Consider the following 23,351-nt stretch of genomic DNA (forward strand, 5'->3'; position numbering starts at 1 on the left):
CGTCTTCTCCTCGCGTGCCGGTCGCCTCCGGCCGCAAATTCGAAAATCACTTCAAGCAGGCGCCCTGCCCTCAAGGCCTCGGGCGGGGCGCCGGTGCCCGGCCGCAAAGGCCGGGCATGACAGGTCGAATTACTCGGCCGCTTCCGACGTCGGCGCCGGTCCCACCTTGGAGTTGTGCAGGTCGACGTTGAGGCCGAGCGAGCGCATTTCCTTGACCAGCACGTTGAACGATTCCGGAATACCGGCCTCGAACGTGTCGTCGCCGCGCACGATCGCCTCGTAGACCTTGGTACGGCCGGCGACGTCGTCCGACTTCACCGTCAGCATCTCCTGGAGCGTGTACGCCGCGCCATAAGCCTCGAGCGCCCACACCTCCATTTCGCCGAAGCGCTGGCCGCCGAACTGCGCCTTACCGCCCAGCGGCTGCTGGGTGACGAGCGAGTACGGACCGATCGAACGCGCGTGGATCTTGTCGTCGACCAGATGGTGCAGCTTGAGCATGTAGATGTAGCCCACCGTCACCTTGCGATCGAACGGATCGCCGGTGCGGCCATCATAGACGGTCGACTGGCCAGAGGCGTCGAGACCGGCAAGCTTCAGCATCTCCTCGATGTCGGCTTCCTTGGCGCCGTCGAACACCGGCGTCGCGATCGGCACGCCGCGGCTCAGATTGTGGCCGAGCTCGATCAGCTCATTGTCGTTGAGCGACTTGATCGTCTCGTCGTCGCCGTAGACCTTCTTCAAGGTCTCCTTCAGCGGCTTGATGTCCTGCTTCGACAGGTACGCATCGACCGTCTGGCCGATCCGCTTGCCGAGGCCGGCGCAGGCCCAGCCGAGATGGGTCTCGAGGATCTGTCCGACGTTCATGCGCGAAGGCACGCCGAGCGGATTGAGCACGATGTCGGCATGCGTGCCGTCTTCGAGGAACGGCATGTCTTCGATCGGCACGATCTTCGACACCACGCCCTTGTTGCCGTGGCGGCCGGCCATCTTGTCGCCGGGCTGGATCTTGCGCTTCACCGCGACGAAGACCTTGACCATCTTCATCACGCCGGGCGGCAATTCGTCGCCGCGCTGAAGCTTCTCGACCTTGTCGAGGAAGCGCTGTTCGAGCCCCTTCTTCGACTCGTCGTACTGCTTCCGCATGGCCTCGATCTCGGCCATCAGCTTGTCGTTCGGCGATGCGAACAGCCACCACTGCGACTTCGGGTACTCCTCGAGCACCGCGCGGGTGATCTTGGTGTCCTTCTTGAAGCCCTTGGGACCGGCGATGCCCTGCCGCCCTTCGAGCAGCTCGGCAAGACGGTTGTAGACGTTGCGGTCCAGGATCGCCTGCTCGTCGTCGCGGTCCTTGGCCAGACGCTCGATCTCTTCCCGCTCGATCGCCAGCGCACGCTCGTCCTTGTCGACGCCGTGACGGTTGAACACGCGCACTTCCACGATCGTGCCCTGCACGCCCGGAGGAACGCGCAGCGAGGTGTCGCGAACGTCGGAGGCCTTCTCGCCGAAGATGGCGCGCAGCAGCTTCTCTTCCGGCGTCATCGGGCTTTCGCCCTTCGGCGTGATCTTGCCGACCAGGATGTCGCCGGCGCGCACTTCCGCACCGATGTAGACGATACCGGCTTCGTCGAGGTTCTTCAGCGCTTCTTCCGAAACGTTCGGAATGTCGCGGGTGATTTCCTCGGGCCCGAGCTTGGTGTCGCGGGCCATCACCTCGAACTCCTCGATGTGGATCGAGGTGAAGACGTCTTCCTTCACGATCCGCTCGGAGAGCAGGATCGAGTCTTCGAAGTTGTAGCCGTTCCACGGCATGAACGCGACGAGCACGTTGCGCCCCAGAGCGAGTTCACCGAGATCGGTCGACGGACCGTCGGCGATGATGTCGCCCTTCTTGACGATGTCGCCGACCTTCACCAGCGGACGCTGGTTGATGCAGGTCGACTGGTTGGAGCGCTGGTACTTCATCAGGCGGTAGATATCGACGCCCGACTTGGTCGGATCGAGATCTTCCGTGGCGCGGATGACGACGCGGGTCGCGTCGATCTGATCGATCACGCCCGAACGGCGCGCCGCGATCGCAGCACCCGAGTCGCGCGCAACCACGCCTTCCATGCCGGTGCCGACGAACGGCGCCTCGGCGCGAACCAGCGGCACCGCCTGGCGCTGCATGTTCGAGCCCATCAGCGCGCGGTTGGCGTCGTCGTTCTCGAGGAACGGGATCAGCGCCGCAGCGACCGAAACCAGCTGCTTCGGCGACACGTCCATGTAGTCGACCTTGTCCGGCGTCACCGGCAAGACTTCGCCGGCATGACGGCAGACCACGAGGTCTTCGGTGAAGCGGCCCTTCGGGTCGAGCGGCACGTTGGCCTGCGCGACCGTGTAGCGGCCCTCTTCCATCGCGGACAGGTACACGACCTCGTCGGTGACGCGGCCGTCCTTGACCTTGCGGTACGGCGTCTCGACGAAGCCGTACTTGTTCACGCGCGCGAAGGTCGCGAGCGAGTTGATCAGGCCGATGTTCGGGCCTTCCGGCGTCTCGATCGGGCAGATGCGGCCGTAATGCGTCGGATGCACGTCGCGCACCTCGAAGCCGGCGCGCTCGCGGGTCAGACCGCCCGGTCCAAGCGCCGACAGGCGGCGCTTGTGGGTGATCTCGCTGAGCGGGTTGGTCTGGTCCATGAACTGCGAGAGCTGCGAGGAGCCGAAGAACTCGCGCACGGCGGCAGCCGCCGGCTTGGCGTTGATCAGGTCCTGCGGCATGACCGTGTCGATGTCGACCGAGGACATGCGCTCCTTGATCGCGCGCTCCATACGCAACAGGCCGATGCGGTACTGGTTCTCCATGAGCTCGCCGACCGAGCGCACGCGGCGGTTGCCGAGATGGTCGATGTCGTCGATCTCGCCCTTGCCGTCGCGCAAATCCACCAGCGTCTTGATGACGGAGAGGATGTCTTCCTTGCGCAGCGTGCGCTGGGTGTCCGGCGCATCGAGGTCGAGGCGCATGTTCATCTTGACGCGGCCGACCGCGGAAAGGTCGTAGCGTTCGGCGTCGAAGAACAGCGACTGGAACATGGCCTGCGCCGAATCCAGCGTCGGCGGCTCGCCCGGACGCATCACGCGGTAGATGTCGAACAGCGCGTCCTCGCGCGTCATGTTCTTGTCGGCCGAGAGCGTGTTGCGGATATAGGGGCCGACATTGACGTGGTCGATGTCGAGCAGCGGCAGCTCCTTGTAGCCCTGCTCGTTGAGCGACTTCATCAGCTTGTCGGTGATCTCCTCACCGGCTTCGGCGTGAATTTCGCCCGTCTTCGGATTGACGAGGTCCTCGGCGACGTAGTTGCCGACCAGCTCCTCGTCGGACATGCGCAGCGCCTTCAGCCCCTTCTCCTGGAGCTGGCGGGCGGCACGGACGGTGAGCTTCTTGCCGGCCTCGAGCACGACCTTGCCGGTGTCGGCATCGATCAGGTCGTTGACGGTCGAGTAGCCGCGGAAACGGTTGGCGTCGAACGGAACGCGCCAGCCTTCCTTGGTCCGCTTGTAGAGGATCTTCTTGTAGAACGTGGACAGAATCGCCTCGCCGTCGAGGCCGAGGGCGAACATCAGCGACGTCACCGGAATCTTGCGGCGACGGTCGATACGCGCATAGACGATGTCCTTGGCGTCGAACTCGATGTCGAGCCAGGAGCCGCGATACGGGATCACGCGGGCGGCGAACAGCAGCTTGCCCGAGGAATGGGTCTTGCCCTTGTCGTGGTCGAAGAACACGCCGGGCGAGCGGTGCATCTGCGAGACGATGACGCGCTCGGTGCCGTTGACGATGAAGGTGCCGTTCATCGTCATGAGCGGGATGTCGCCCATGTAGACGTCCTGCTCCTTGATGTCCTTCACCGACTTCGCGCCGGTTTCCTCGTCGATATCGAACACGATGAGGCGCAGCGTCACCTTGAGGGGAGCCGCGAAGGTCATGCCGCGCTGACGGCACTCGTCGACGTCGTATTTCGGCTGCTCGAACTCGTAGCGGACGAATTCCAGCATCGAGGTGCCCGAGAAATCGGAGATCGGAAACACCGAGCGGAACACCGCCTGCAGACCCTCGTCGAGACGGCCGCCCTGGGGTTCGTCGACCATCAGGAACTGGTCATAGGACGCCTTCTGAACCTCGATGAGGTTCGGCATCTCGGCCACTTCCTTGATGTGTCCGAAGAACTTGCGAACGCGTTTGCGACCGGTGAATGTCTGCTGCGCCATCGTGGCCTCTCATTTTCGTCGCCCGATCTGGGCGCGCCGTCCAGGACGCGGCTGCCACCGCTCCCCGGGTTGAATTTTCGAACCCGTTTTGGGGGCCGCAGACTCAGGTTCAGGCGAGAATGTCCTGAATCTGTTCTTCAGACCTTCAAAACGCAAAACGACGCGCGGGGCGCTGCTGCGCGCCCGCCCGTCACAACGATCGTGTTCACGGACTGCAAAAGCCCGAAATAGCCTGCTCTCCCAACGGCTTACAGGGAAATCCGGCATCCCTGCCCACCGCGCCTTCGTGCTGCCGACCCGATATGGGGCGACAATAGTGCAGATTCGAGGGTCAAGCCCGCAAATCCCCACACTTTTTCGTGTTCGGCCCGCGTCGGAACGTTCCGTCGCACGCCTTTTGCATCCGGCCCGCCATCCGAGGACGGGCCAGGATCCCGGACGCGCGCCCGGGATCCCGCCAGTAAGCAGTGCTTACTTGAGCTCGACCTTGGCGCCAGCCTTCTCGAGCTGGGCCTTGATCTTGTCGGCTTCTTCCTTGTTCACGCCTTCCTTCAGCGGCTTCGGAGCACCCTCGACGAGGTCCTTTGCTTCCTTCAGGCCGAGACCGGTGATGGCGCGGACTTCCTTGATGACCTCGATCTTCTTGTCGCCGGCGCTGGCGAGAACGACCGTGAACTCGGTCTTCTCTTCCGCCGGGGCGGCAGCAGCGCCACCGCCAGCCGGGCCGGCCACGGCGACGGCCGCGGCAGCCGAAACGCCCCACTTCTCTTCGAGGAGCTTCGCCAGTTCAGCAGCTTCGAGCACGGTGAGGCTCGAGAGGTCGTCAACGATCTTCTGCAAGTCAGCCATTGTTCAGTTTCCTTAACTGTAAGTCTGGTTCGGGTTTGAGTTTTGCGAAGGGCGTCAGGCCGCTTCGCCCTTTGAGGCATGAGCCTGGATGACGCGCGCGAGCTTGCCCGCGGGCGCATTGGCGAGCTGAGCCAGCTTGGTCGCCGGGGCCACGATGAGGCCGACGATCTTGCCGCGCAGTTCATCAAGCGACGGCAGCGAGGCAAGGGCCTTCACGCCGTCGACATTCAGGACGGTCTTCCCCATCGAGCCGCCGACGATGACGAACTTTTCGTTCGCCTTGGCGAATTCGATGGCGACCTTTGGCGCCGCTACCGGATCGTTCGAAGTGGCGATCACGGTCGGTCCCTTCAGCATGGGGCCGATGGCAACGACGTCAGTGCCTTCAAGAGCAATTTTGGCGAGACGGTTCTTCGAGACCTTCACCGCGGCACCCGCCTGCTTCATCTGCTGGCGCAGCTTCTGCATCTGGGCGACGGTGAGGCCGGAATATTGAGCAACGACCGCGACGCTCGTGGTCTTGAAGACCTCATTGAGCTGTTCGACCGCCTCTTTTTTTGCCGCTCGTTCCACAGCAAGCTCTCTCCGGTTGGCGGTCATCGCGAAAGCGGGACCGCCGGGTTGCACCCATCGTCCCACCCAAAACCTGAACCTCGGGGCCAAAATCCCCTTCGGACACGCGCCGGGCGAGACGACAATTCAAAGCCTGCCCTCCGGGAGCACCTGAGGGCGCCCACGGCGTGTCGAGGTCCGAACCAGACCCGTTTCGCGACCAGCCTTTGAAGCTGGATGCGAAGTGAAATCCGGTCTTCACCCGTCTATGCAGGCCATGCGATTAAGCCATTGAGAAATCGGAGTTTCCCGCAGGCGCCTGCAGTCTTGGACAGGACAGGGTCAGTCGGCGAACCGCCCGACCCCTGCCCACATTCCACCAACAGACGGGCTCTCCTTCCTTTTCGGGCAAATCCTCACGGACGTCCTGAAAAGGAATGATCTCCTGTCGTGTCGGGTTTTCGGAATGCGTGCACGAACGCGCCAGCCGAGGCCGGCACGTCCGGAGGCGGTTCTTTAACCGCTCCGGGCTTGCTTGCCAAGAGCAAAATTCACACCAGTTCCAATCCGTTGCCGGATAGGCTTAGGGCGGGCCGGTAAGGGCCGATTCAGGCCGCTTTGACCGCGTAAGGCAGCGGCTTGCCCGCGAAGAACGCGGTCAGGTTCGCCAGCACGCAATTCTGCATGGCAACGTGCGATTCGAGGGTGTGGCCGCCGACATGGGGAGCGAACACCACGTTCGGCAGCGCGGTCAACGCGTCGGGGGCGTGCGGTTCCTTCTCGAACACGTCGAGGCCGGCGCCGGCGATGGTCTTGTCGGTGAGTGCCGCCACTAGCGCCTCCTGATCGATCACCGAGCCGCGGGAGATGTTGACGACATAGCCGTCCGCCCCGAGCCGCTTCAGGATGTCGGCGTTGACGACGTGCTCGGTCTCGGCCCCTGCCCGGACCGCGATCATCAGCACGCTGCACCAGTCGGCCAGCGCCTCCAGCGACGGGAAATATCGATAGGGCAGATCGTATCGGGTGCGGCTGAAATAGCCGACGTCGCTCTCGAAAGCCGCGCAGCGCGCGGCGATCTTGCGGCCGATTTCGCCCATGCCGTAGACGCCGATGCGGCGGCCAGGCATGCCGGCCTGTGGCCGCATCATTGGCGACGGCTTCGAGGCGGCCCAGTCGCCGCTGCGGACATATTGGTCGGCGACAGGATCCGACGCGTCGCCGCGAGCATCAGGGTCATCGCGATATCGGCGACCGAGGCCGCGTTGGCGCCGGGACTGTGGCCGACCGCAATGTTGCGGGCGGCGGCCGCCTTCAGGTCGACGCCGTCATAGCCGGTGCCGTAGCAGACGATGGCCCCGAGCTTGGGGAACAGGTCCATCGCCTCCGCGCCGAGCAGCGAGCTGCCGGCGGTCAGCAGCGCGCGGATGCCGCCGAGTTCCTCGGCCGGAAACACCTCTCGCGCGGGCTTGCCGCCGGTGTCGAGCAGCTCGAAGCGCTCGGCGAAGCGCGTCATCATCGTCTTGGGAAAGCGCGAATAGATCAGGACCTTGTCAGCCATTGTTGTTGCTTCCAGTGAGCGCCGCCACGAACGACGAGGGGCGGAATCGGTTGCCCAATTCCGCCCCTCGCCTCATGCAATTTTCAGGCTTAGCCGAGGATGGTGCCCGGCTCGACCTTCACGCCGGGGCCCATCGTCGAGGACACTGCAACGCGCTGGATGTAGGTGCCCTTGGAGCCGGCCGGTTTGGCCTTGGAGACGGCGTCAGCCAGGGCCTTGATGTTCTCGACCAGCTTTTCCTCGGAGAACGAGGCCTTGCCGACGCCGGCCTGAAGGATGCCGGCCTTCTCGACCCGGAACTCGACCGAGCCGCCCTTGGCACCCTTCACCGCGCCGGTGACGTCCATGGTCACGGTGCCGATCTTCGGGTTCGGCATCAGGCCGCGCGGGCCGAGCACCTTACCGAGACGGCCGACCAGCGGCATCATGTCGGGGGTGGCGATGCAGCGGTCGAAATCGATCGAGCCGTTCTGCACCTTCTCGACCAGGTCTTCGGCGCCGACGACGTCGGCACCCGCGGCCTTGGCCTCATCGGCCTTGGCGCCGCGGGCGAACACGCCGACGCGGAGCGTACGGCCGGTGCCGTTCGGCAGGGTCACGACGCCGCGGACCATCTGGTCGGCGTGACGCGGATCGACGCCGAGGTTGATCGCGATCTCGATGGTCTCGTCGAACTTCGCTTTCGCGCGCTCCTTGACCATCTTGATGGCGTCCGCGAGCGGGTAAAGCTTTTCGCGGTCAACACCTTCGCGGGCTTTGTTCAAACGCTTTCCGATTGCCATGACCGCTTACCCCGCAACTTCCAGGCCCATCGAACGGGCGGAGCCCTCGACCATCTTCATGGCCGATTCGATGGAATCGCAATTGAGATCCTTCATCTTCTTCTCGGCGATCTCGCGCACCTGCGCCTTGGTCACCTTGCCGGCCTTGTCGCGGCCCGGCGCCTTCGAGCCGGACTGGATCTTGGCGGCCTGCTTGAGGAAGAACGACATCGGGGGCGTCTTCATCTCGAAGGTGAACGAACGATCGGCGTAGATCGTGATCACCACGGGAATCGGGGTGTTCTTCTCTTCCTTCTGGGTCTGGGCGTTGAACGCCTTGCAGAACTCCATGATGTTGAGACCGCGCTGACCGAGCGCGGGACCGATCGGGGGCGAAGGATTCGCCGCACCGGCCGGGACCTGAAGCTTCAGGTATCCGGTCACTTTCTTTGCCATGTATCACTCCTGTTGTGCCGGCGTGCCGCCGGCGGTTTCAGGTTCGTGGTCGGGATCAACGGCGGCTGGCAACCGCCCTCGTCCTCCCACGCCTCTTGCTGCGCAAGACCGAAGTCTCGCGCAGTACCCGGTCAGACCTTCTCGACCTGACCGAATTCCAGTTCGACCGGCGTTGCGCGACCGAAGATCGACACCGCGACCTTCACGCGCGAGCGCGCCTCGTCGATTTCCTCGACGACGCCCGAGAACGAGGCGAACGGGCCATCGGCCACGCGCACATTCTCGCCGATCTCGAACGACACCGACGCCTTGGGCCGCTCCACGCCCTCCTGCACCTGGTGCAGGATGCGCATGGCTTCGGCCTCCGAGATCGGCATCGGCTTGTTTTCCGCACCGAGGAAGCCGGTGACCTTCGGCGTGTTCTTGATCAGATGAAACGCCTCGTCGGTCAGCTTCATCTTCACCAGCACGTAACCGGGGAAGAACTTGCGCTCGGCGTCGATCTTGCGGCCGCGGCGCACTTCCGTGACCTTCTCGGTCGGCACCAGAACCAGTTCGAACAGTTCCTCGAGCCCGCGCTGCTTGGCCTGCTCGCGGATCGATTCGGCGACCTTCTTCTCGAAGTTCGAATAGGCGTGGACGATGTACCAGCGCTTGTCGGACAGTTGAGCGGTTGCTGTTGCCATCATTGAATGCCCAGAAGGAAGGTGATGAGAACGCGGATGACCTGGTCGGCGGCGAAGAAGAAGATCGAGGCCACGGCGACCATGACGAACACCATGATGGTGGTGATGGTGGTCTCGCGGCGGGTCGGCCAGGTGACCTTGGCGGTCTCCGAGCGCACTTCCTGCAAGAACTTGAACGGGCTGACTGCCATCGTTTTGATGTCCAACGTCCGTCGACAGACGCGAATGAATTTCAGGGATCCGAACAGCCGCCGTTTGCCCAGCCCTCTGTCTCGAAGGATGAGCCGGAAACCGGGCTCGATTGTTCGGGGATTTCAAAGCCGCGCCGGAGATCCGCGTCTAACGGGCCGGCTGCGAGTGCGGGGTATCTACTGCGGATAGGCCCAAAGGTCAAGGTACAGAGGCCGCTGCCCGGGCGAGCCGATCGCCCCAGGCGGGAGAGCAGAGCCAAGCCGGATCAAAGGCTTGTCCGCCCCCACCAATCCGCCACGGCCCCGGCACGGCGAGACCGTGGGCTTCCGCAGCGTATCAGTCGGCCCGGTCGACCATCGAAACGCCCGGCAGCGGCACCACGAACTTTCCGCCTTCGGCGAAATAGCGGGCGTGCTTGGCCCGGATCGGGTCGACATAGCGCCAGGCGAAGACGACCACGAACGCCGGCTTGCGCTCGTAAAGCGCGGCAGGCGGCAGGATCGGGATGTCGTAACCCGGGCCGGCCATCACGTTCCCCTTCTTGGGATCGTCGTCGACCAGGAAGTCGATCTTGTTCTCCAGGCCGAACTGCGGCAGCAGGGTCGTGGTGCCGACCGAGACGCCGTAGCCGGCGACGAGCTGACCGCGCGCATGGGCGGCGTCGGCCATCGCGACCAGCTCGTCGCGGATGGCGGCGATCCTCTTCACATAGGGCGCATAATAGGCCGGCTGGTCGACACCGAGCCGCTCTTCCTCGGCAACGAAGCGCGCGACCTCCGCCGACGGCTTCTTGGCGCCCCCGGCGCGCTGCACGGTCACGCGGATCGAGCCGCCCTTGGTCCAGATGTGCTGGACGTCGATCAGCTCCATGCCGAGCCGGGCAAAGAAACGGATCAGCGGCTTGATGTTAAAATACGACAGGTGCTCGTGATAGACGGTGTCGAGCAGGTTCTTCTCGGTGACGTCGACGCCGTATTGGGTTTCGAAGACGAACAATCCGTCCGGCGCGAGCACATCGCGAACGCCGATCACCAGAGGATCGAGATTGTCGACATTGGCGATCATGTTGTTGGCGATCACGACGCTCGCCGCACCGTGGCTCTGCAGGATGCGACGCCCGATCGCATCGGTGAAGAAATCGCCGATGGTCTCGATCCCCGCCTCCGTCGCGCGCCGCGCGATCTCGACGGCGGGATCGACGCCGAGCACCCGCATCCCGCGTTCCTTGAAGAAGCCGAGCAGCGATCCGTCGTTGCTGCCGAGCTCGACGACCAGCGAGCCCGGCGCGATGGCGAAGCGGCTGACGACGTCGTTGGCATAGCCCGCGAAGTGCTCGCGCAGGCCGAGCGAGAGCGACGTGGTGTAGACGTAGTTGCGGTACTGGATCTCCGGATTGCCGACATGGAGAATCTGCAGATGGCCGCAATCCCTGCACAGATGCAGTGCCATCGGCACCGCGGCGCGGAACACGGGATCGTCGACGCTGGCGTCGGGGACCTGGAAGTTCGGCGTGCCGATCGGCATGCCGGCCATCGGGACGACCAGCTCCTGCTTGTCCGAATGGCAGAGGCGGCAGGTTTGGCGGACGTAGAACAGATTTTTCATCGTGGAACCGAAAATTGAGACAAGCGATCGGGTGGGGCAATCCCACCCCGTGAAAACCACATCGGCAGCAATGGTCTCAAGTGGGTCATGGCTGGCTCGAGACTTCCCTGCCCAGCCCGTCGTAGCTGGGGGCCTCCGCCGCCGCCTTGGCAGCGTTGTCCGCGGAATACGATCCGCGCTCCGGACTTGCCAGCCAGATCACACCTCCGACAAGCCCGATGATGACGCTGATGGCGCCCAGCAGAAGCGAAACCGACAGCGCTTGCTCGGAAGGGACGCCCGCCAGGCCGAGACAGGCGACCATCGCCCCCTCCCGAACGCCCCAGCCGCTGATCGAGATCGGGACCGCGGTCAACAGCACCACCGGCGGAATCAGGACGCCGGCGTCCGTCACCGAGAGTTGGGCGCCGACACCGCGCGCCAAGGCGTAGCAAGCCGCCGCGGTCACGAGATGGATGAGGAGCGCCGATCCGAACAGCAAAGCGCGGCTCTTCGATTGCAGGAGAAGGAACCTGACCAGTGCTCCGAACCGGACGAAGCTTGCGATCGCCGGATGCGCAACGAGGCGCTTGGGCAGACGATCGAGCGTCAACAGGACAGTAGTGCCGGCGACGCCCGCCAGCGTCAGCCCGCCGATGGCGAGGATCGCGGCCGGATTGGACACGCGTGACGTGAGGAACGGCAATCCGGCGACCATCAGCACGATCAGTCCGATCAGGGCCGTGAAGCGATCAGCCGCGACGCCCTTGACCGCCTCCGGCCACTGCACGCCGCGCTGGCGCAGCAGCCAGATCCGCACGGCGTCCCCGCCGACCGACGACGGCAACACCTGATTGAACCAGAGGCTGATCATCAGGATGCGCCAACCCGCGAGCCAATCCAGCGAGACGCCGAGCGCACGCATGATCAGCTCCCACCGGCCATTGAGCACGAAGGTCTGGAAGAAAATCAGCGTCAGCGCGAGAACGAACAGGAAAGGATCGACCGAGACAAGATGGCTGCGCAATTGTTGCAGGTCGAGACCGCGCGCGATGTAGACCAGCACCGCGATCGACAGCAGCAGCTTTACCGAAAACAGGGCCGCCTGCTTGAACCGCGACTGCATCGAGTGCCCGCCTCAGGATGCCGGATATTCCGCGCGACCGATGACAAGGTCGATCGCGGCCATCATCCAGAACTGGTGCGTCGTCTCGACGATGTTGTAGCTGCGGCTGTCGACAAAGAAATTGATGTCGCCGAGATTGCGCAGGGGATTGTCCGCATTCATTCCCGACAGCGTGATCACGTCGAGCTTCATTGTCCGCGCCTGCGCAACCGCGTTGAGGATGTTCTTCGACCGTCCGGACGAGCTGATCGCGACGAGGCAGTCGCCGGCACGCGCGCTCAATCGCACGGCGTGCGCGATCCAATCCTCGAAGCCGTAATCGTTGGCGAGGCACGACATCATGCTGGCGTCGCTGAAGCAGAGCGCCGGCACCGCTGCGTTCTTCGCCAGGTCGATCGCCAGATGCGAGGCGATGCCCGCCGAACCGCCGTTGCCGATGAAGATGACGCGGCCGCCCTGCTCGCGCGTGCGCAACCAGACGGCGCGGGTGGCGGAGATGCTGGCAAAAACGCCGTCGTCGACAGCCGTCGCGCGATGCAGGCGCCCGACATAATCGACGAGGAAAGCCTTGTGATCGGGATCGACGGACTCGACAGGCATGGGCTGGCGGCTCGACTGCAACATGATGCCCTGATACCGGCTATCACCAGGGATTGCAAAGGTATAATGCTTGCAAAGTCGGCGAGCGGCTGATAGTCGGCTTTCGGGTTTCACTCAACATTGGCCGGCCTGTTTCGCTGGGCATTCGCGTCACGGATGTTCCCCATGAAATGCATTGTCACTGGTGGCGCAGGTTTCATCGGAAGTCACCTCGTCGATCGCCTCCTCGACGATGGCCACGAGGTCGTCGCGCTCGACAATTTCGTCATCGGTCGCCCGGAAAACCTGGCCTCGCGCGCCAGCTCGAGCCGGTTGAAGGTGGTGCGGGCTGATGTCACCGACCTCGACTCGATCAGGCCGTATTTCCACGGTGTCGACTGGGTCTTCCACCTCGCGGCGCTGGCCGACATCGTTCCCTCGATCGAGTCCCCGATCCCGTATCATCGCGCCAATGTCGACGGCACGGTCAACGTTCTCGAGGCGGCACGGCACGCCGGCGTCCGCCGTTTCGTCTATGCCGCATCGTCGTCCTGCTACGGCATTCCCGACGCCTACCCGACGCCGGAGAGCGCCGAGATCCGGCCGATGTACCCCTACGCGCTTACCAAGAATCTCGGCGAGCAGTGCGTCATGCACTGGTGCCAGGTCTACAAGCTGCCCGCGGTCGCGCTTCGCCTGTTCAACGTGTACGGGCCGCGCCATCGCACCACCGGCACCTACGGTGCCGTGTTCGGCGTCTTCATGGCGCAGAAGCTCGCCGGCAAACCCTTCACGGTGGTCGGCGACGGCGAACAGACGCGCGACTTCACTTTCGTCAGCGACGTCGCAGACGCCTTCGTGACCGCCGCGCGCTCCGATATCTCGCACGAGATATTCAACGTCGGCTCGGACAACACCTACAGCGTCAACCGGCTGGTCGAGCTTCTCGGCGGCGACAAGGTCCACATCCCCAAACGTCCGGGCGAGCCCGATTGCACCTACGCCGACATTACCAAGATCAAACGGGTCCTGAACTGGGCGCCGAAGGTGAAATTCGAGGACGGCGTTGCGACGATGCTGAAATCGATGGATCAGTACAAGGACGCGCCGCTGTGGACGGTCGACAAGATCGCCGACGCCACCAAGGACTGGTTCAAATATCTCGGTGACGACGGCGGCGCGGCCCAGAAGGCAAGCTCTTGAACAGGTGCGCGGGATATCATTGCCGCGATTCGATCATTTCCGGGCGGCCATCTGAGACCTACCGGCGCTTTGGGTAATTCATATGGCTCATCCTCAGACAGACAAACCGGCCGTCCATCCGGCACCGCACGACAAGATCAAGACGGTCGAGGAGCTCGGCGAGATGGCGCGTGCCGCGCAGGCAAAGGGCCTGACCGTCGCGCTCTGCCACGGCGTGTTCGATCTGGTGCATCTCGGCCACGTCCGGCACATCCTGGCGGCGCGCAACGAGGCCGACGTGGTCATCGTGACCATCACCGCCGACCGTTTCGTCAACAAGGGCCCGGGACGGCCGATCTTCCCGGAGAACATGCGTGCCGAGATGCTGGCCGCGCTCGGCACGGTCGACTGGGTCGGCATCAACCAGACCTCCAGCGCCGAACCGGTGCTCGATACCGTGCGCCCCGACATCTACGTGAAGGGCTCGGACTACGAGAATCCCGAGGACGACGTCACCGGCAAGATCGCCATCGAGCGCGAGGCCGTCGAACGTCATGGTGGGCGAATCGTCTTCACGCGCGACGTGACCTTCAGCTCGTCGTCGCTGCTGAACCGCTACTTCGACATCTACGATCCACCTTTGCGCGACTACCTGCAGAAGGTGCGCGAAGGCGGCGGCGCCGAGCGGCTGCTGAAGCTGATCGACAAGATCCAGGACATGCACGTCGTGCTGGTCGGCGATACCATCATCGACGAATACCAATACGTCACGGCGCTCGGGAAGGCTTCGAAGGAGAACATCGTCGCCACCCTGCTCAAGAACGGCGAGCAATTTGCAGGCGGCGTCATTGCAGCGGCCAACCACGTCGCGAGCTTCTGCAAGTCGGTCGAGATCGTCACCACGCTGGGCGGCAACGACTACCCTGAAGAGTTCATTCGCGCGCATGTCCGCCCGAACGTCACGCTGACTCCGATCCGCATTCAGGGCCGTCCGACGACCCGCAAATTGCGCTACGTCGAGATGGGCTATCTGCACAAGCTGTTCGAAGTCTATACGATGGACGACACGCCGCTCGACGAGACCACGCGCAAGGAGATCGACCGCGTCACCACCGAGCGCGTGCGCGCCGCGGACGTCGTCATCGTCACCGATTTCGGTCACGGCATGATCGCGTCCAGCACGATCGAGGCGTTGATCGCGAACTCCAAGTTCCTTGCGGTCAACGCCCAGAGCAACAGCGGCAACCACGGCTACAACCTGATCACGAAATATCCGCGGGCCGACTACATCTGCATCGACGCGCCGGAAGCACGGCTGGCCGCCACCGACAAGTTCAGCGACATCGCATCGGTGATCGAGGACGGCCTGCACCGCAAGATCGATTGCGACAACATGATCATCACGCACGGCTCCTTCGGCTGCTACCCGTTCTCGTCGAAGACCGGCGTCGCGCGCGTGCCCGCTTTCACCAAGACCGTGGTCGACACGGTCGGCGCAGGCGATGCCTTCCTGACGATCACGGCGCCGCTGGTGGCGGCCGGCGGCAACATCGAGGACGTCGCCTTCATCGGCAATGCGGCGGGCGCGATCAAGGTCGGCATCGTCGGTCACCGCAACTCGGTCGAAAAGGCACCGCTGGTCAAGTTCGTCACCGCGTTGTTGAAGTAGCGCGAACGGAAAACCTGGAGAACGACAGTGATTGATCGGAAATGGAACGTGATGGTCACCGGTGGCGCCGGCTATGTCGGCAGCGTGCTGGTTCCCCAGTTGCTGGCGGCCGGCCACAAGGTCACGGTGCTCGACCTCTTCATGTACGGTGACGACGTCTTCAACGCCGTTCGCGACAATCCGAACCTGCGCCTGATCAAGGGCGACATCCGCGATGAGGCCGCGGTCAACGAGGCTCTGCGCGGCAACGACGCGGTGATCCACCTCGCCTGCATCTCCAACGATCCCTCGTTCGAGCTGGACCCGGCGCTCGGCAAGTCCATCAACTACGACTGCTTCCGGCCGATGGTGCGCGCGGCGAAGAAGGCCGGCATCAAGCGCTTCATCTACGCCTCCTCGTCGAGCGTCTACGGCATCAAGGACGAGGCCGAGGTGACCGAGGAATTGTCCTGCGAGCCGCTCACCGACTACTCCAAGTTCAAGGCGATGTGCGAGACCGACCTCGCCGAAGAGGCAGCGCCCGGCTTCGTCACCTGCACGGTTCGTCCCGCCACCGTCTGCGGCTACGCTCCGCGGCAGCGGCTCGACGTCGTCGTCAACATCCTGACCAACCTCGCGGTCAACACCGGCCGCATCCGCGTGTTCGGCGGAACGCAGAAGCGGCCCAACCTGCACATCCAGGACATGTCGGCGGCCTATCTGTTCCTGCTGCAGCAGGACGACGCGAAGATCGACGGCAAGACCTACAACATCGGCTATGAAAACCACTCGCTGATGAAGATCGCCGACATCGTCAAATCGGTGGTCGGAGACAACGTCGACGTCGCCGTCGAGCCGACCGACGATCTGCGCTCCTACCACGTGTCTTCGGAGAAGATCCGCCGCGAGCTCGGATTTGCGCCGACCCACACGATCGAGCAGGCCGTATCCGGCCTCGTGGACGCCTTCAAGGCCGGCCGCCTGCCGAACTCGCTCAACGATCCCCGGTATTTCAACATCAAGATGATGCAGAACATCAGCCTGAAGTGAGCGGCGTGCGGATCGGCATCGATTTCGACAACACGATCATCTGCTACGACAAGGTCTTTGCCGCCGTCGCGCGTCAACGTGGGCTGGTGCCGGAGGGTTGGGAGGGGCTGAAGAGCGAGGTCCGGGACCTGTTGCGGTCTCGTGCCGGCGGCGAGCTTGCCTGGCAGGGACTGCAGGGCTTCGTCTACGGCAAGGGCATCGGCGGCGCCGAAATCTATCCTGGGGTCCGCGAGTTCCTCGCAAGCTGTCGCAAGGCCGGCGCCAGCGTCTACATCGTCAGCCACAAGACGCAGTTCGGCCATCAGGACCCCGACCGCGTCGACTTGCGCGAAGCCGCACGCGGCTGGTTGAAAGCTGCAGGTCTCGTCGACACCGCCGATGCGGCGCTGGCGGCGGGCAATGTCTATTTCGAGGACACGCTGGCGGCCAAGGTCGAGCGGCTCGCGAGCCTGAAGCTCGATATCTTCATCGACGATCTCGTCGACGTCTTCGAGCAGCCGCATTTTCCGAAGGCGACGCGATCGATCCTGTTCACGCAGTCGCGGCCGCCCCATCCCGCCCATTGCGAGCCGATCGCGAGCTGGGCGGACATCAGCAGCGGGGTGTTCGCGCGATGAGCGAGCCGGACCTGAACGCGCTGGATGCAATTTCGATCGGCAGCCGCCTCGCCGGCGCGCAGGTCGTGGCCGCTCAACCGGCGCGGTCCGGCGGCAACAACCGGGTGTTTCGGCTGGAGATGGCGAAGGGACCGCCCCTCGCCCTCAAGCATTATCCATCCGACGGGCGCGATCGCCTGGGACAGGAATACGACGCGCTCACGTTTCTGTCGCGCCACGGCATCTCGTCGACGCCGCGGCCCATCGCAAAGGACGCAGATGCATTCTGCGCGCTGTATCAATGGTTCGACGATGACGCGGCGGTGCTGCGTCCCCAGGAGAACGATGCCGACCAGCTGGCCGATTTCCTGATCGAATTGCAGACATTGCGCGACGCCGAGGGGGCGCAGACCCTGCGGAACGCCTCGGCCAGCATCTTCTCGCCCGAGCAAGCCATCGCCCAGTATGAGCAGCGCCTCGACGGACTGAGGCGGGCCGCGGACGATGATCCGGATCTGCGTGCGTTCATCGACGGCAGCCTGGTTCCCACCACCGCCGCCGCCGTCCGACGCCTCCGTCGACGTTATGCGGAACTCGGCCGGAATCCCGCAGCGGACCTTCCGCCCGCTCATCGCGCGTTGAGCCCCTCGGACTTCGGGCTGCACAATGCGCTGCGCGCCGAAGACGGCAGGCTGCGGTTCATCGACTTCGAATATTTCGGGTGGGACGATCCGGTCAAGCTCGTGTCGGACACCGCGATTCACCCAGGCAGCGATCTGCCCGCGGCCAGCGCGAACCGATTGATAGAGAGGCTCTCGCGCGCTTTCGAAGCCGGGGATGACGCGTTTGCGATCCGCCGTGACGTGCTGTATCCTGTGTTCGGGGCGATTTGGTGCCTGATTGTCCTGAATGCCTATTTGCCCGAAAGCCGCTCCCGGCGCGCTCTGGCTGCGCAAGGTGGCGATCTGACGGTCCGCCTTGCCGGCCAGCTCGACAAAGCCCGCCGGCTTCATCAAACGATTTGCAAACGTGATCCAGATCTCACCCCACGCTGAAGCCGCCCTCACCTGCACGCTGGACGAGCGCAGTCTCTACTTGCGCCGCCTGGTCCTCGGTTCTGTCCGCTCCGCGGGACGCGGCCATGTCGGCCCGGCCCTGTCGCTGATCGAGATGGTCCGCGTGCTCTACGACGACGTGCTGCGGATCGACCCGCAAAACCCGCGCGATCCCAATCGCGATCGCGCCATCCTGAGCAAGGGCCACGGTTGTCTCGCACTCTATGCACTGCTCGCCGATCGCGGCTTCTTCCCGTTGTCGGAGCTCGAGGGCTTCTGCGGCTCCGACAGTATCCTGGGCGGACATCCCGAATACGGCATGGTGCCGGGGGTCGAGGCCTCGACCGGCGCGCTCGGACACGGCCTGTCGATTGGCGTCGGCCTTGCGCTCGCCGCCCGCATGCGCGAGCGCAGCTACCGGACCTTCGTCCTGCTCGGCGACGGCGAGATCAACGAGGGGTCGGTGTGGGAGGCCGCGATGGGCGCGGCCAAGCACGGGCTCGACAACCTGGTCGCGATGATCGACTACAACAAGCTCCAGAGCTACGGACCGACCGATTACGTCCTGCCGCTGGAGCCGCTCGCGGACAAATGGCGCAGCTTCGGCTTTGCCGTGCAGGAGCTCAACGGCCACGACATCGGCGCGCTGCGCACCGTCCTGAAGCAGGTCCCGGCCGTTCCGGGCAAACCCACAGCGATCATCTGCCATACCGTCAAAGGCAAGGGTCTGCCGGCCGCGGAATCCAACGCCGATTGGCATCACAAGAACAAGCTGACCGACAGCGAGCTCGACGCCATTCGCGTCGCCGTCGGCGATTTTTGATCGGCTCCCCATGCGCAACACCGCGATGAACATGGTCCACAAGCTCGCCGCGCGCGACGAGCGCGTGCTCTACATCGGCTCCGATCCCGGCGCCGGCACGCTGCGCGCGATGAGCAAGGAGTTTCCCAAGCGCCATCTGATCGAGGGCATTTCGGAGGCGCACATCATCGGCATGTCGGCCGGCCTGGCGATGGAGGGCTTCGTGCCCTACGTCAACACCATCGCGACATTCCTCACCCGCCGCTGCTACGAGCAGGTCGCCGTCGACCTTTGTCTGCACAACCTGCCGGTACGGCTGATCGCCAATGGCGGCGGTCTCGTCTACGCGCCGCTCGGCCCCACGCACCAGGCGATCGAGGACATCGCCATCATGCGGGCGCTGCCGAACATGACGGTGATTTGCCCGTGCGACGCCGACGAGGCCGCGCGCATGATGGACAAGACGCTCGACTGGACCGGGCCGATCTACATCCGGCTGGGCAAGGGCGGCGACGCCATCGTCTCGAAGGCCGAGCACGGCTTCGAGATCGGCAAGGCCATCCTGATGCGGCCGCCGGGCGACGTGCTCATGGTGACCACCGGCATCATGCTCCAGCGCGCCATCGCCGCCGCCGACCAGCTCGCCGCGCAAGGCATTCGCGCCGGCATCCTGCACATGCATACGGTGAAGCCGCTCGACGCCGAGGCGCTGCTCCAGGCGGTGCGCGGCACCAAGCTCGTGGCGACGCTGGAGGAGCACGTGCCCTCCGGCGGCCTCGGCAGCGCCGTCGCCGAAACGCTGATCGACAGGCTCGGCTCCGGCTTTCCCGCCATGCTCCGGCTCTCGCTGCCGGACCGCTTCATGCACAATTACGGCTCGCAGGATTCGCTGCTGAAGAAGCACGGACTGTCCGCCAACGCCATCGCGACGTCGATCGAGCACGCGCTCGCGGCGTCGCGCAGCTCCGCTCCTCAACTTCATTCCACCTGACGGGTCACATGTACGACGTTCGATATTCCTATCTGCTCGAGCAATTCTCCGACCCCGCTCCGATCCTGGCCGAGATCGGCCGGCTGGTTGCGACCGGTGACTTCACCCTTGGCAAGCCCGTTGCCGAATTCGAGAAGCGCTTTGCCGAGCTGATCGGCGTGCGCCACGCCATCGGCGTCGGATCGGGCACTGACGCACTGAAGCTGCCGCTCAAGGCGCTCGGCATCGGTCATGGCGACGAGGTCATCACCGCCGCCAACACCTTCATCGCCACCGTCGGTGCGATCGCGGAAACCGGCGCGCGGCCGGTGCTGGTCGATTGCGACGATTCCTTCTGCATGAACGTCGACCAGGTCGAAGCCGCGATCACCGAGAAGACCAAGGCGATCATGCCGGTGCAGTTGACCGGCGAGGTCACCGACATGGGCAAGCTGATGGCGATCGCCAAACGTCGCAACCTGCCCGTGGTCGAGGACGCCTGCCAGGGCATCCTGTCGGAGTTTGCGGGAAAGCGTTCCGGCACCCACGGCGTCGCGGCCGGCTTCTCGCTGCATCCGCTCAAGAACCTCAACGTCTGGGGCGATGCCGGCGTCGTCGTCACCAATGACGACGGCATGAACGAGAAGCTCCGCCTGATCCGCAACCACGGCATGAAGAACCGCGACGAGATCGCGATCCTGGGCTGCAATTCGCGGCTCGATTCCCTCCAGGCTGTCGTCGGCAACTGGCTGATCGGTCAGACCAGCGAAATCACGCGGCGCCGGATCGAGAATGCCGCCTATTACGACGCGGGCCTTGCCGGCCTGCCTGGCCTGCGCGTCCCGCCGCGCCGGCCCAACGTGAAGCACGTCTACCATCTCTACATGGTGTTCGCCGAACGCCGCGACGAGCTCTACAAGTACTGCCTGGACAACGGCATCGAGGCCAAGATCCACTATCCGATCCCGCTGTATCAGCAGGAAGGCCTGAAGCATCTCGGCTACGCACCCGGCACCTTCCCGGTCACCGACCGCCATGCCAAGGAGGTCATCAGCTTCCCCGTCGACCAGCATCTGACGCGCGCGCAGCAGGACCGCGTCATCGAGACCGTCAGGAAGTTCTGCCATGGACGCTGACACCGGCCGCCGGCGCATCGGTTACGTCAATCTTCCCGCGCAATTCGAGGAAGAGCGCGCCGAGATCATGCAGGCGGTGGAAGGTGTATTCCAGCGCGGCGACTTCATCGGAGGCGCGGCGGTCGGCAAGCTCGAGGAGGAATTGTCGGCCTATCTCGGCTCGCCGCATGTGGTGACGCTGAATTCCGGCACCGACGCGCTGATCCTGGCCTTGCGGGCGCTCGACATCGGCCCCGGCGACGAGGTCATCACGCCCCCGAATTCGTTCGTGGCCTCGACCGCCGCGATCATCGCGGTCGGCGCCACGCCGGTGTTTGCGGACGTACTGCCGGACCAGAACATCGATCCGGCCGCGGTCGAGGCCGCGGTCACGGCGCGCACCAAGGCGATCATGCCGGTGCATCTGACCGGGCGCATGGCCGACATGAACCCGCTGATGGCGATCGCGGACAAGCACGCGCTCGCGGTGATCGAGGACAGCGCCCAGGCGGTCGGCTCGACCTATGACGGCCGGATGAGCGGCACCATCGGCACGTTCGGCTGCTTCTCCGCCCATCCCTTGAAGAATCTCAACGCGGCCGGCGATGCCGGTTTCCTCGTCACCGCCGACGCGGCCCTCGCCGCCAGGATCCGCCGGCTGCGCAACCATGGCCTGATCAACCGCAGCGACGTCCAGGAATGGGGCATCGTCTCACGGCTCGACACGCTGCAGGCCGAGGTGCTGCGCGTGCGCCTGCGTCACCTGCCCTCGGTGATCGAACGCCGGCGGCGCAACGCCGCGCAATACCGCGCCGAGCTCGAAGGCCTGCCCCTGTTCATCCCGCCCTGCCGCAACATCGAGTTCAACACCTTCCACACCTTCGTGGTGCAGACCGACCGCCGCAACGACTTCCAGAAATTTCTGGCCGACAAGGGCATTGAGACCGCCATCCACTATCCGATCCCGATCCACCTGCAGCCGGCGGCGGCGCATCTGGGTCACGGCCGCGGCGCGTTCCCGGTGACCGAGCGGCAGGCGGACCAGATCCTCACGCTTCCCATCAACCAGTTCCTGTCGGCCGCCGATATCAGCTATATCTGCGCGACCGCCCGGGAGTACTTTGCATGACGGATACGGACTTCCTTCAGGCCGACGAGCAGGCGCTGGCGCAGCGCTTCATCGACGACGGCTTCGTCACCACGCCGGCCGACGATCGCGCCGGGCTCGACCGCATCCAGCGGCGCGCTGCGGAGCTTGCGGCGGACTACCTGAAGCTGCCGCACAGCAACGATCCCTATGCGATGCTCGACGGCATCCATACGCGGGTCAGCGTCGACGATCTCAACGGCCTGCGGCTGCACGTCTTCAACGGCCTCAATGCCGAGCCGTGGTTCCGGCCCACCTATTTCCGCCTGGCGCGCTCGACGATCGAAACCATCGTCGGCAACGAGCTGTGCATGCAGCGCCGCGTCAATCTCAGCATCCAGATGCCAGGGGACAGCTCCTCGCTGCTCGCCACCCATTCCGACGTCTGGTCGGGCGACTCGCCGTTCGAGGTCGTGGTGTGGGTGCCGCTGGTCGACGTGCACCGCACCAAAGCGATGTATCTGCTCCCGCCGTCGCTGAACGGCGAGATGCAGGATCGGATGGCAAGCCTGCGCAGCGCCGAGGAACTCTACAAGACGATCAAGCCGCACGCGACCTTCATCGAGATTCCCTACGGTCACGTGATGCTGTTCAATCAGACCCTGATGCACGGCAACCGCGTCAACGAGGAGCCCGGCACGCGGTGGAGCATGAACTGCCGCTTCAAGAGCATCATGTCGCCCTACGCCGACAAGCGCTTCGGCGAGTTCTTCGAGCCGATCCTGCTGCGCCCGGCGACCCGGGTCGGCATGCAATACAAGCTGCCGGGAGGCTTCCATGGCTGAGCGAGCCGGCCATCGCGGCTATATCGGCGCCCGGCCGTTGAACGGCAGCCGCACCCCGCAGCACGTCCAGAACATCGTGATCCGCGACTATGCGCGGCGGAAGAACCTGCAGTTCCTGCTCAGCGCCGTCGAGCACATCATGCCCGGCAGCTACATGGTGCTCGAGGACATCCTCGACGAGCTGCCGCAGCTGCGCGGCATGATTCTCTACAGCATCTTCATGCTGCCGCCGGACGAGGCCCGCCGGCGGGAAATCTACGACCGCGTGCTGCGCGAAGGCTGTGACCTCCACGCAGCCGTCGAGGAGATCACGCTGTCCTCGCCGAAGGACATCCAGGCCGTCGAGGACATCCTGCTGGTCAACAAATACGCAACTATCCTGTGACGATGCCGCGGACCGGTTGAGC

At 64.4% G+C, this 23,351-nt stretch carries 21 protein-coding genes and 1 pseudogene; 11 read left to right on the forward strand and 11 right to left on the reverse strand.

Annotation, left to right across the window (positions count from 1 at the left end; all coding sequences use genetic code 11):
• Positions 1-129: 129 nt before the first annotated feature.
• The 11 genes and pseudogenes from rpoB to DCM80_RS04100 all read right to left on the reverse strand — a co-directional run bounded on the left by rpoB (position 130) and on the right by DCM80_RS04100 (position 12,615).
• Positions 130-4,248, reverse strand: a complete 4,119-nt coding sequence (gene rpoB / locus DCM80_RS04050; RefSeq protein ID WP_028137029.1) for a DNA-directed RNA polymerase subunit beta — start codon at positions 4,246-4,248, stop codon at positions 130-132.
• 471 nt (positions 4,249-4,719) lie between these two features.
• Positions 4,720-5,097: a 50S ribosomal protein L7/L12 gene (gene rplL / locus DCM80_RS04055; RefSeq protein WP_100177007.1), complete on the reverse strand. Its 378-nt coding sequence runs from the start codon at positions 5,095-5,097 to the stop codon at positions 4,720-4,722.
• A 54-nt stretch (positions 5,098-5,151) separates the two neighbouring features.
• On the reverse strand, positions 5,152-5,670 hold the full coding sequence (gene rplJ / locus DCM80_RS04060; protein ID WP_025037001.1) for a 50S ribosomal protein L10: 519 nt from the start codon (positions 5,668-5,670) through the stop codon (positions 5,152-5,154).
• A 587-nt stretch (positions 5,671-6,257) separates the two neighbouring features.
• A pseudogene (locus tag DCM80_RS04065) lies at positions 6,258-7,210 on the reverse strand (2-hydroxyacid dehydrogenase).
• An 89-nt stretch (positions 7,211-7,299) separates the two neighbouring features.
• A complete protein-coding gene (rplA, locus tag DCM80_RS04070) occupies positions 7,300-7,992 on the reverse strand; it encodes a 50S ribosomal protein L1 (protein ID WP_028137032.1) in 693 nt (230 codons plus the stop codon).
• 6 nt (positions 7,993-7,998) lie between these two features.
• Positions 7,999-8,427 (reverse strand): 50S ribosomal protein L11, encoded by a 429-nt coding sequence (gene rplK / locus DCM80_RS04075; protein WP_006611824.1) that lies wholly within the window; start codon positions 8,425-8,427, stop codon positions 7,999-8,001.
• Positions 8,428-8,558: 131 nt separating this feature from the next.
• Positions 8,559-9,113, reverse strand: a complete 555-nt coding sequence (nusG, locus tag DCM80_RS04080) for a transcription termination/antitermination protein NusG (protein WP_007602985.1) — start codon at positions 9,111-9,113, stop codon at positions 8,559-8,561.
• A complete protein-coding gene (secE, locus tag DCM80_RS04085; RefSeq protein WP_028137033.1) occupies positions 9,113-9,304 on the reverse strand; it encodes a preprotein translocase subunit SecE in 192 nt (63 codons plus the stop codon). The genes nusG and secE overlap by 1 nt, the downstream gene beginning before the upstream one ends.
• Positions 9,305-9,641: 337 nt before the next feature.
• Entirely contained in the window at positions 9,642-10,910 is a 1,269-nt protein-coding gene (locus DCM80_RS04090; RefSeq protein ID WP_141934308.1) for a class I SAM-dependent methyltransferase, read from the reverse strand.
• An 85-nt stretch (positions 10,911-10,995) separates the two neighbouring features.
• Positions 10,996-12,015, reverse strand: coding sequence for a lysylphosphatidylglycerol synthase transmembrane domain-containing protein (locus DCM80_RS04095; protein ID WP_028137035.1), 1,020 nt, complete (start codon positions 12,013-12,015; stop codon positions 10,996-10,998).
• Positions 12,016-12,027: 12 nt separating this feature from the next.
• Positions 12,028-12,615: an SIS domain-containing protein gene (locus tag DCM80_RS04100; RefSeq protein WP_257180551.1), complete on the reverse strand. Its 588-nt coding sequence runs from the start codon at positions 12,613-12,615 to the stop codon at positions 12,028-12,030.
• 165 nt (positions 12,616-12,780) lie between these two features.
• Here DCM80_RS04100 and DCM80_RS04105 point away from each other — a divergent pair, with 165 nt between their 5' ends.
• The 11 genes from DCM80_RS04105 to DCM80_RS04155 all read left to right on the forward strand — a co-directional run bounded on the left by DCM80_RS04105 (position 12,781) and on the right by DCM80_RS04155 (position 23,329).
• A complete protein-coding gene (locus DCM80_RS04105) occupies positions 12,781-13,797 on the forward strand; it encodes an SDR family oxidoreductase (RefSeq protein ID WP_257195844.1) in 1,017 nt (338 codons plus the stop codon).
• 82 nt (positions 13,798-13,879) lie between these two features.
• Positions 13,880-15,445: a PfkB family carbohydrate kinase gene (locus DCM80_RS04110; protein WP_257195845.1), complete on the forward strand. Its 1,566-nt coding sequence runs from the start codon at positions 13,880-13,882 to the stop codon at positions 15,443-15,445.
• Between the two features lie 27 nt (positions 15,446-15,472).
• The gene (locus DCM80_RS04115; RefSeq protein ID WP_257180554.1) at positions 15,473-16,474 is read left to right on the forward strand and encodes an NAD(P)-dependent oxidoreductase; all 1,002 of its coding nucleotides are present in this window, start codon (positions 15,473-15,475) and stop codon (positions 16,472-16,474) included.
• A 5-nt stretch (positions 16,475-16,479) separates the two neighbouring features.
• Entirely contained in the window at positions 16,480-17,091 is a 612-nt protein-coding gene (locus DCM80_RS04120; RefSeq protein WP_257195846.1) for a hypothetical protein, read from the forward strand.
• Positions 17,088-18,125 carry an aminoglycoside phosphotransferase family protein gene (locus DCM80_RS04125; protein ID WP_257195847.1) on the forward strand — a complete coding sequence of 346 codons (1,038 nt, stop codon included), beginning with the start codon at positions 17,088-17,090 and terminating at the stop codon, positions 18,123-18,125. Before DCM80_RS04120 ends, DCM80_RS04125 begins: the two co-directional genes overlap by 4 nt.
• Positions 18,100-18,948 (forward strand): transketolase, encoded by an 849-nt coding sequence (locus DCM80_RS04130; protein ID WP_257195848.1) that lies wholly within the window; start codon positions 18,100-18,102, stop codon positions 18,946-18,948. Before DCM80_RS04125 ends, DCM80_RS04130 begins: the two co-directional genes overlap by 26 nt.
• A 10-nt stretch (positions 18,949-18,958) precedes the next feature.
• Positions 18,959-19,918 (forward strand): transketolase family protein, encoded by a 960-nt coding sequence (locus DCM80_RS04135; protein ID WP_028137043.1) that lies wholly within the window; start codon positions 18,959-18,961, stop codon positions 19,916-19,918.
• Between the two features lie 8 nt (positions 19,919-19,926).
• A complete protein-coding gene (locus DCM80_RS04140) occupies positions 19,927-21,033 on the forward strand; it encodes a DegT/DnrJ/EryC1/StrS aminotransferase family protein (protein WP_257195849.1) in 1,107 nt (368 codons plus the stop codon).
• Positions 21,023-22,141: a DegT/DnrJ/EryC1/StrS aminotransferase family protein gene (locus tag DCM80_RS04145; RefSeq protein ID WP_257195850.1), complete on the forward strand. Its 1,119-nt coding sequence runs from the start codon at positions 21,023-21,025 to the stop codon at positions 22,139-22,141. Before DCM80_RS04140 ends, DCM80_RS04145 begins: the two co-directional genes overlap by 11 nt.
• Positions 22,138-22,944, forward strand: a complete 807-nt coding sequence (locus tag DCM80_RS04150; RefSeq protein ID WP_257195852.1) for a sporadic carbohydrate cluster 2OG-Fe(II) oxygenase — start codon at positions 22,138-22,140, stop codon at positions 22,942-22,944. Before DCM80_RS04145 ends, DCM80_RS04150 begins: the two co-directional genes overlap by 4 nt.
• Positions 22,937-23,329 (forward strand): LIC12192 family sporadic carbohydrate cluster protein, encoded by a 393-nt coding sequence (locus DCM80_RS04155; protein ID WP_257195853.1) that lies wholly within the window; start codon positions 22,937-22,939, stop codon positions 23,327-23,329. Before DCM80_RS04150 ends, DCM80_RS04155 begins: the two co-directional genes overlap by 8 nt.
• Positions 23,330-23,351 lie beyond the last annotated feature (22 nt).

The organism is Bradyrhizobium sp. WBOS08 (assembly GCF_024585125.1).
GTDB classification, from domain to species: domain Bacteria; phylum Pseudomonadota; class Alphaproteobacteria; order Rhizobiales; family Xanthobacteraceae; genus Bradyrhizobium; species Bradyrhizobium japonicum_B.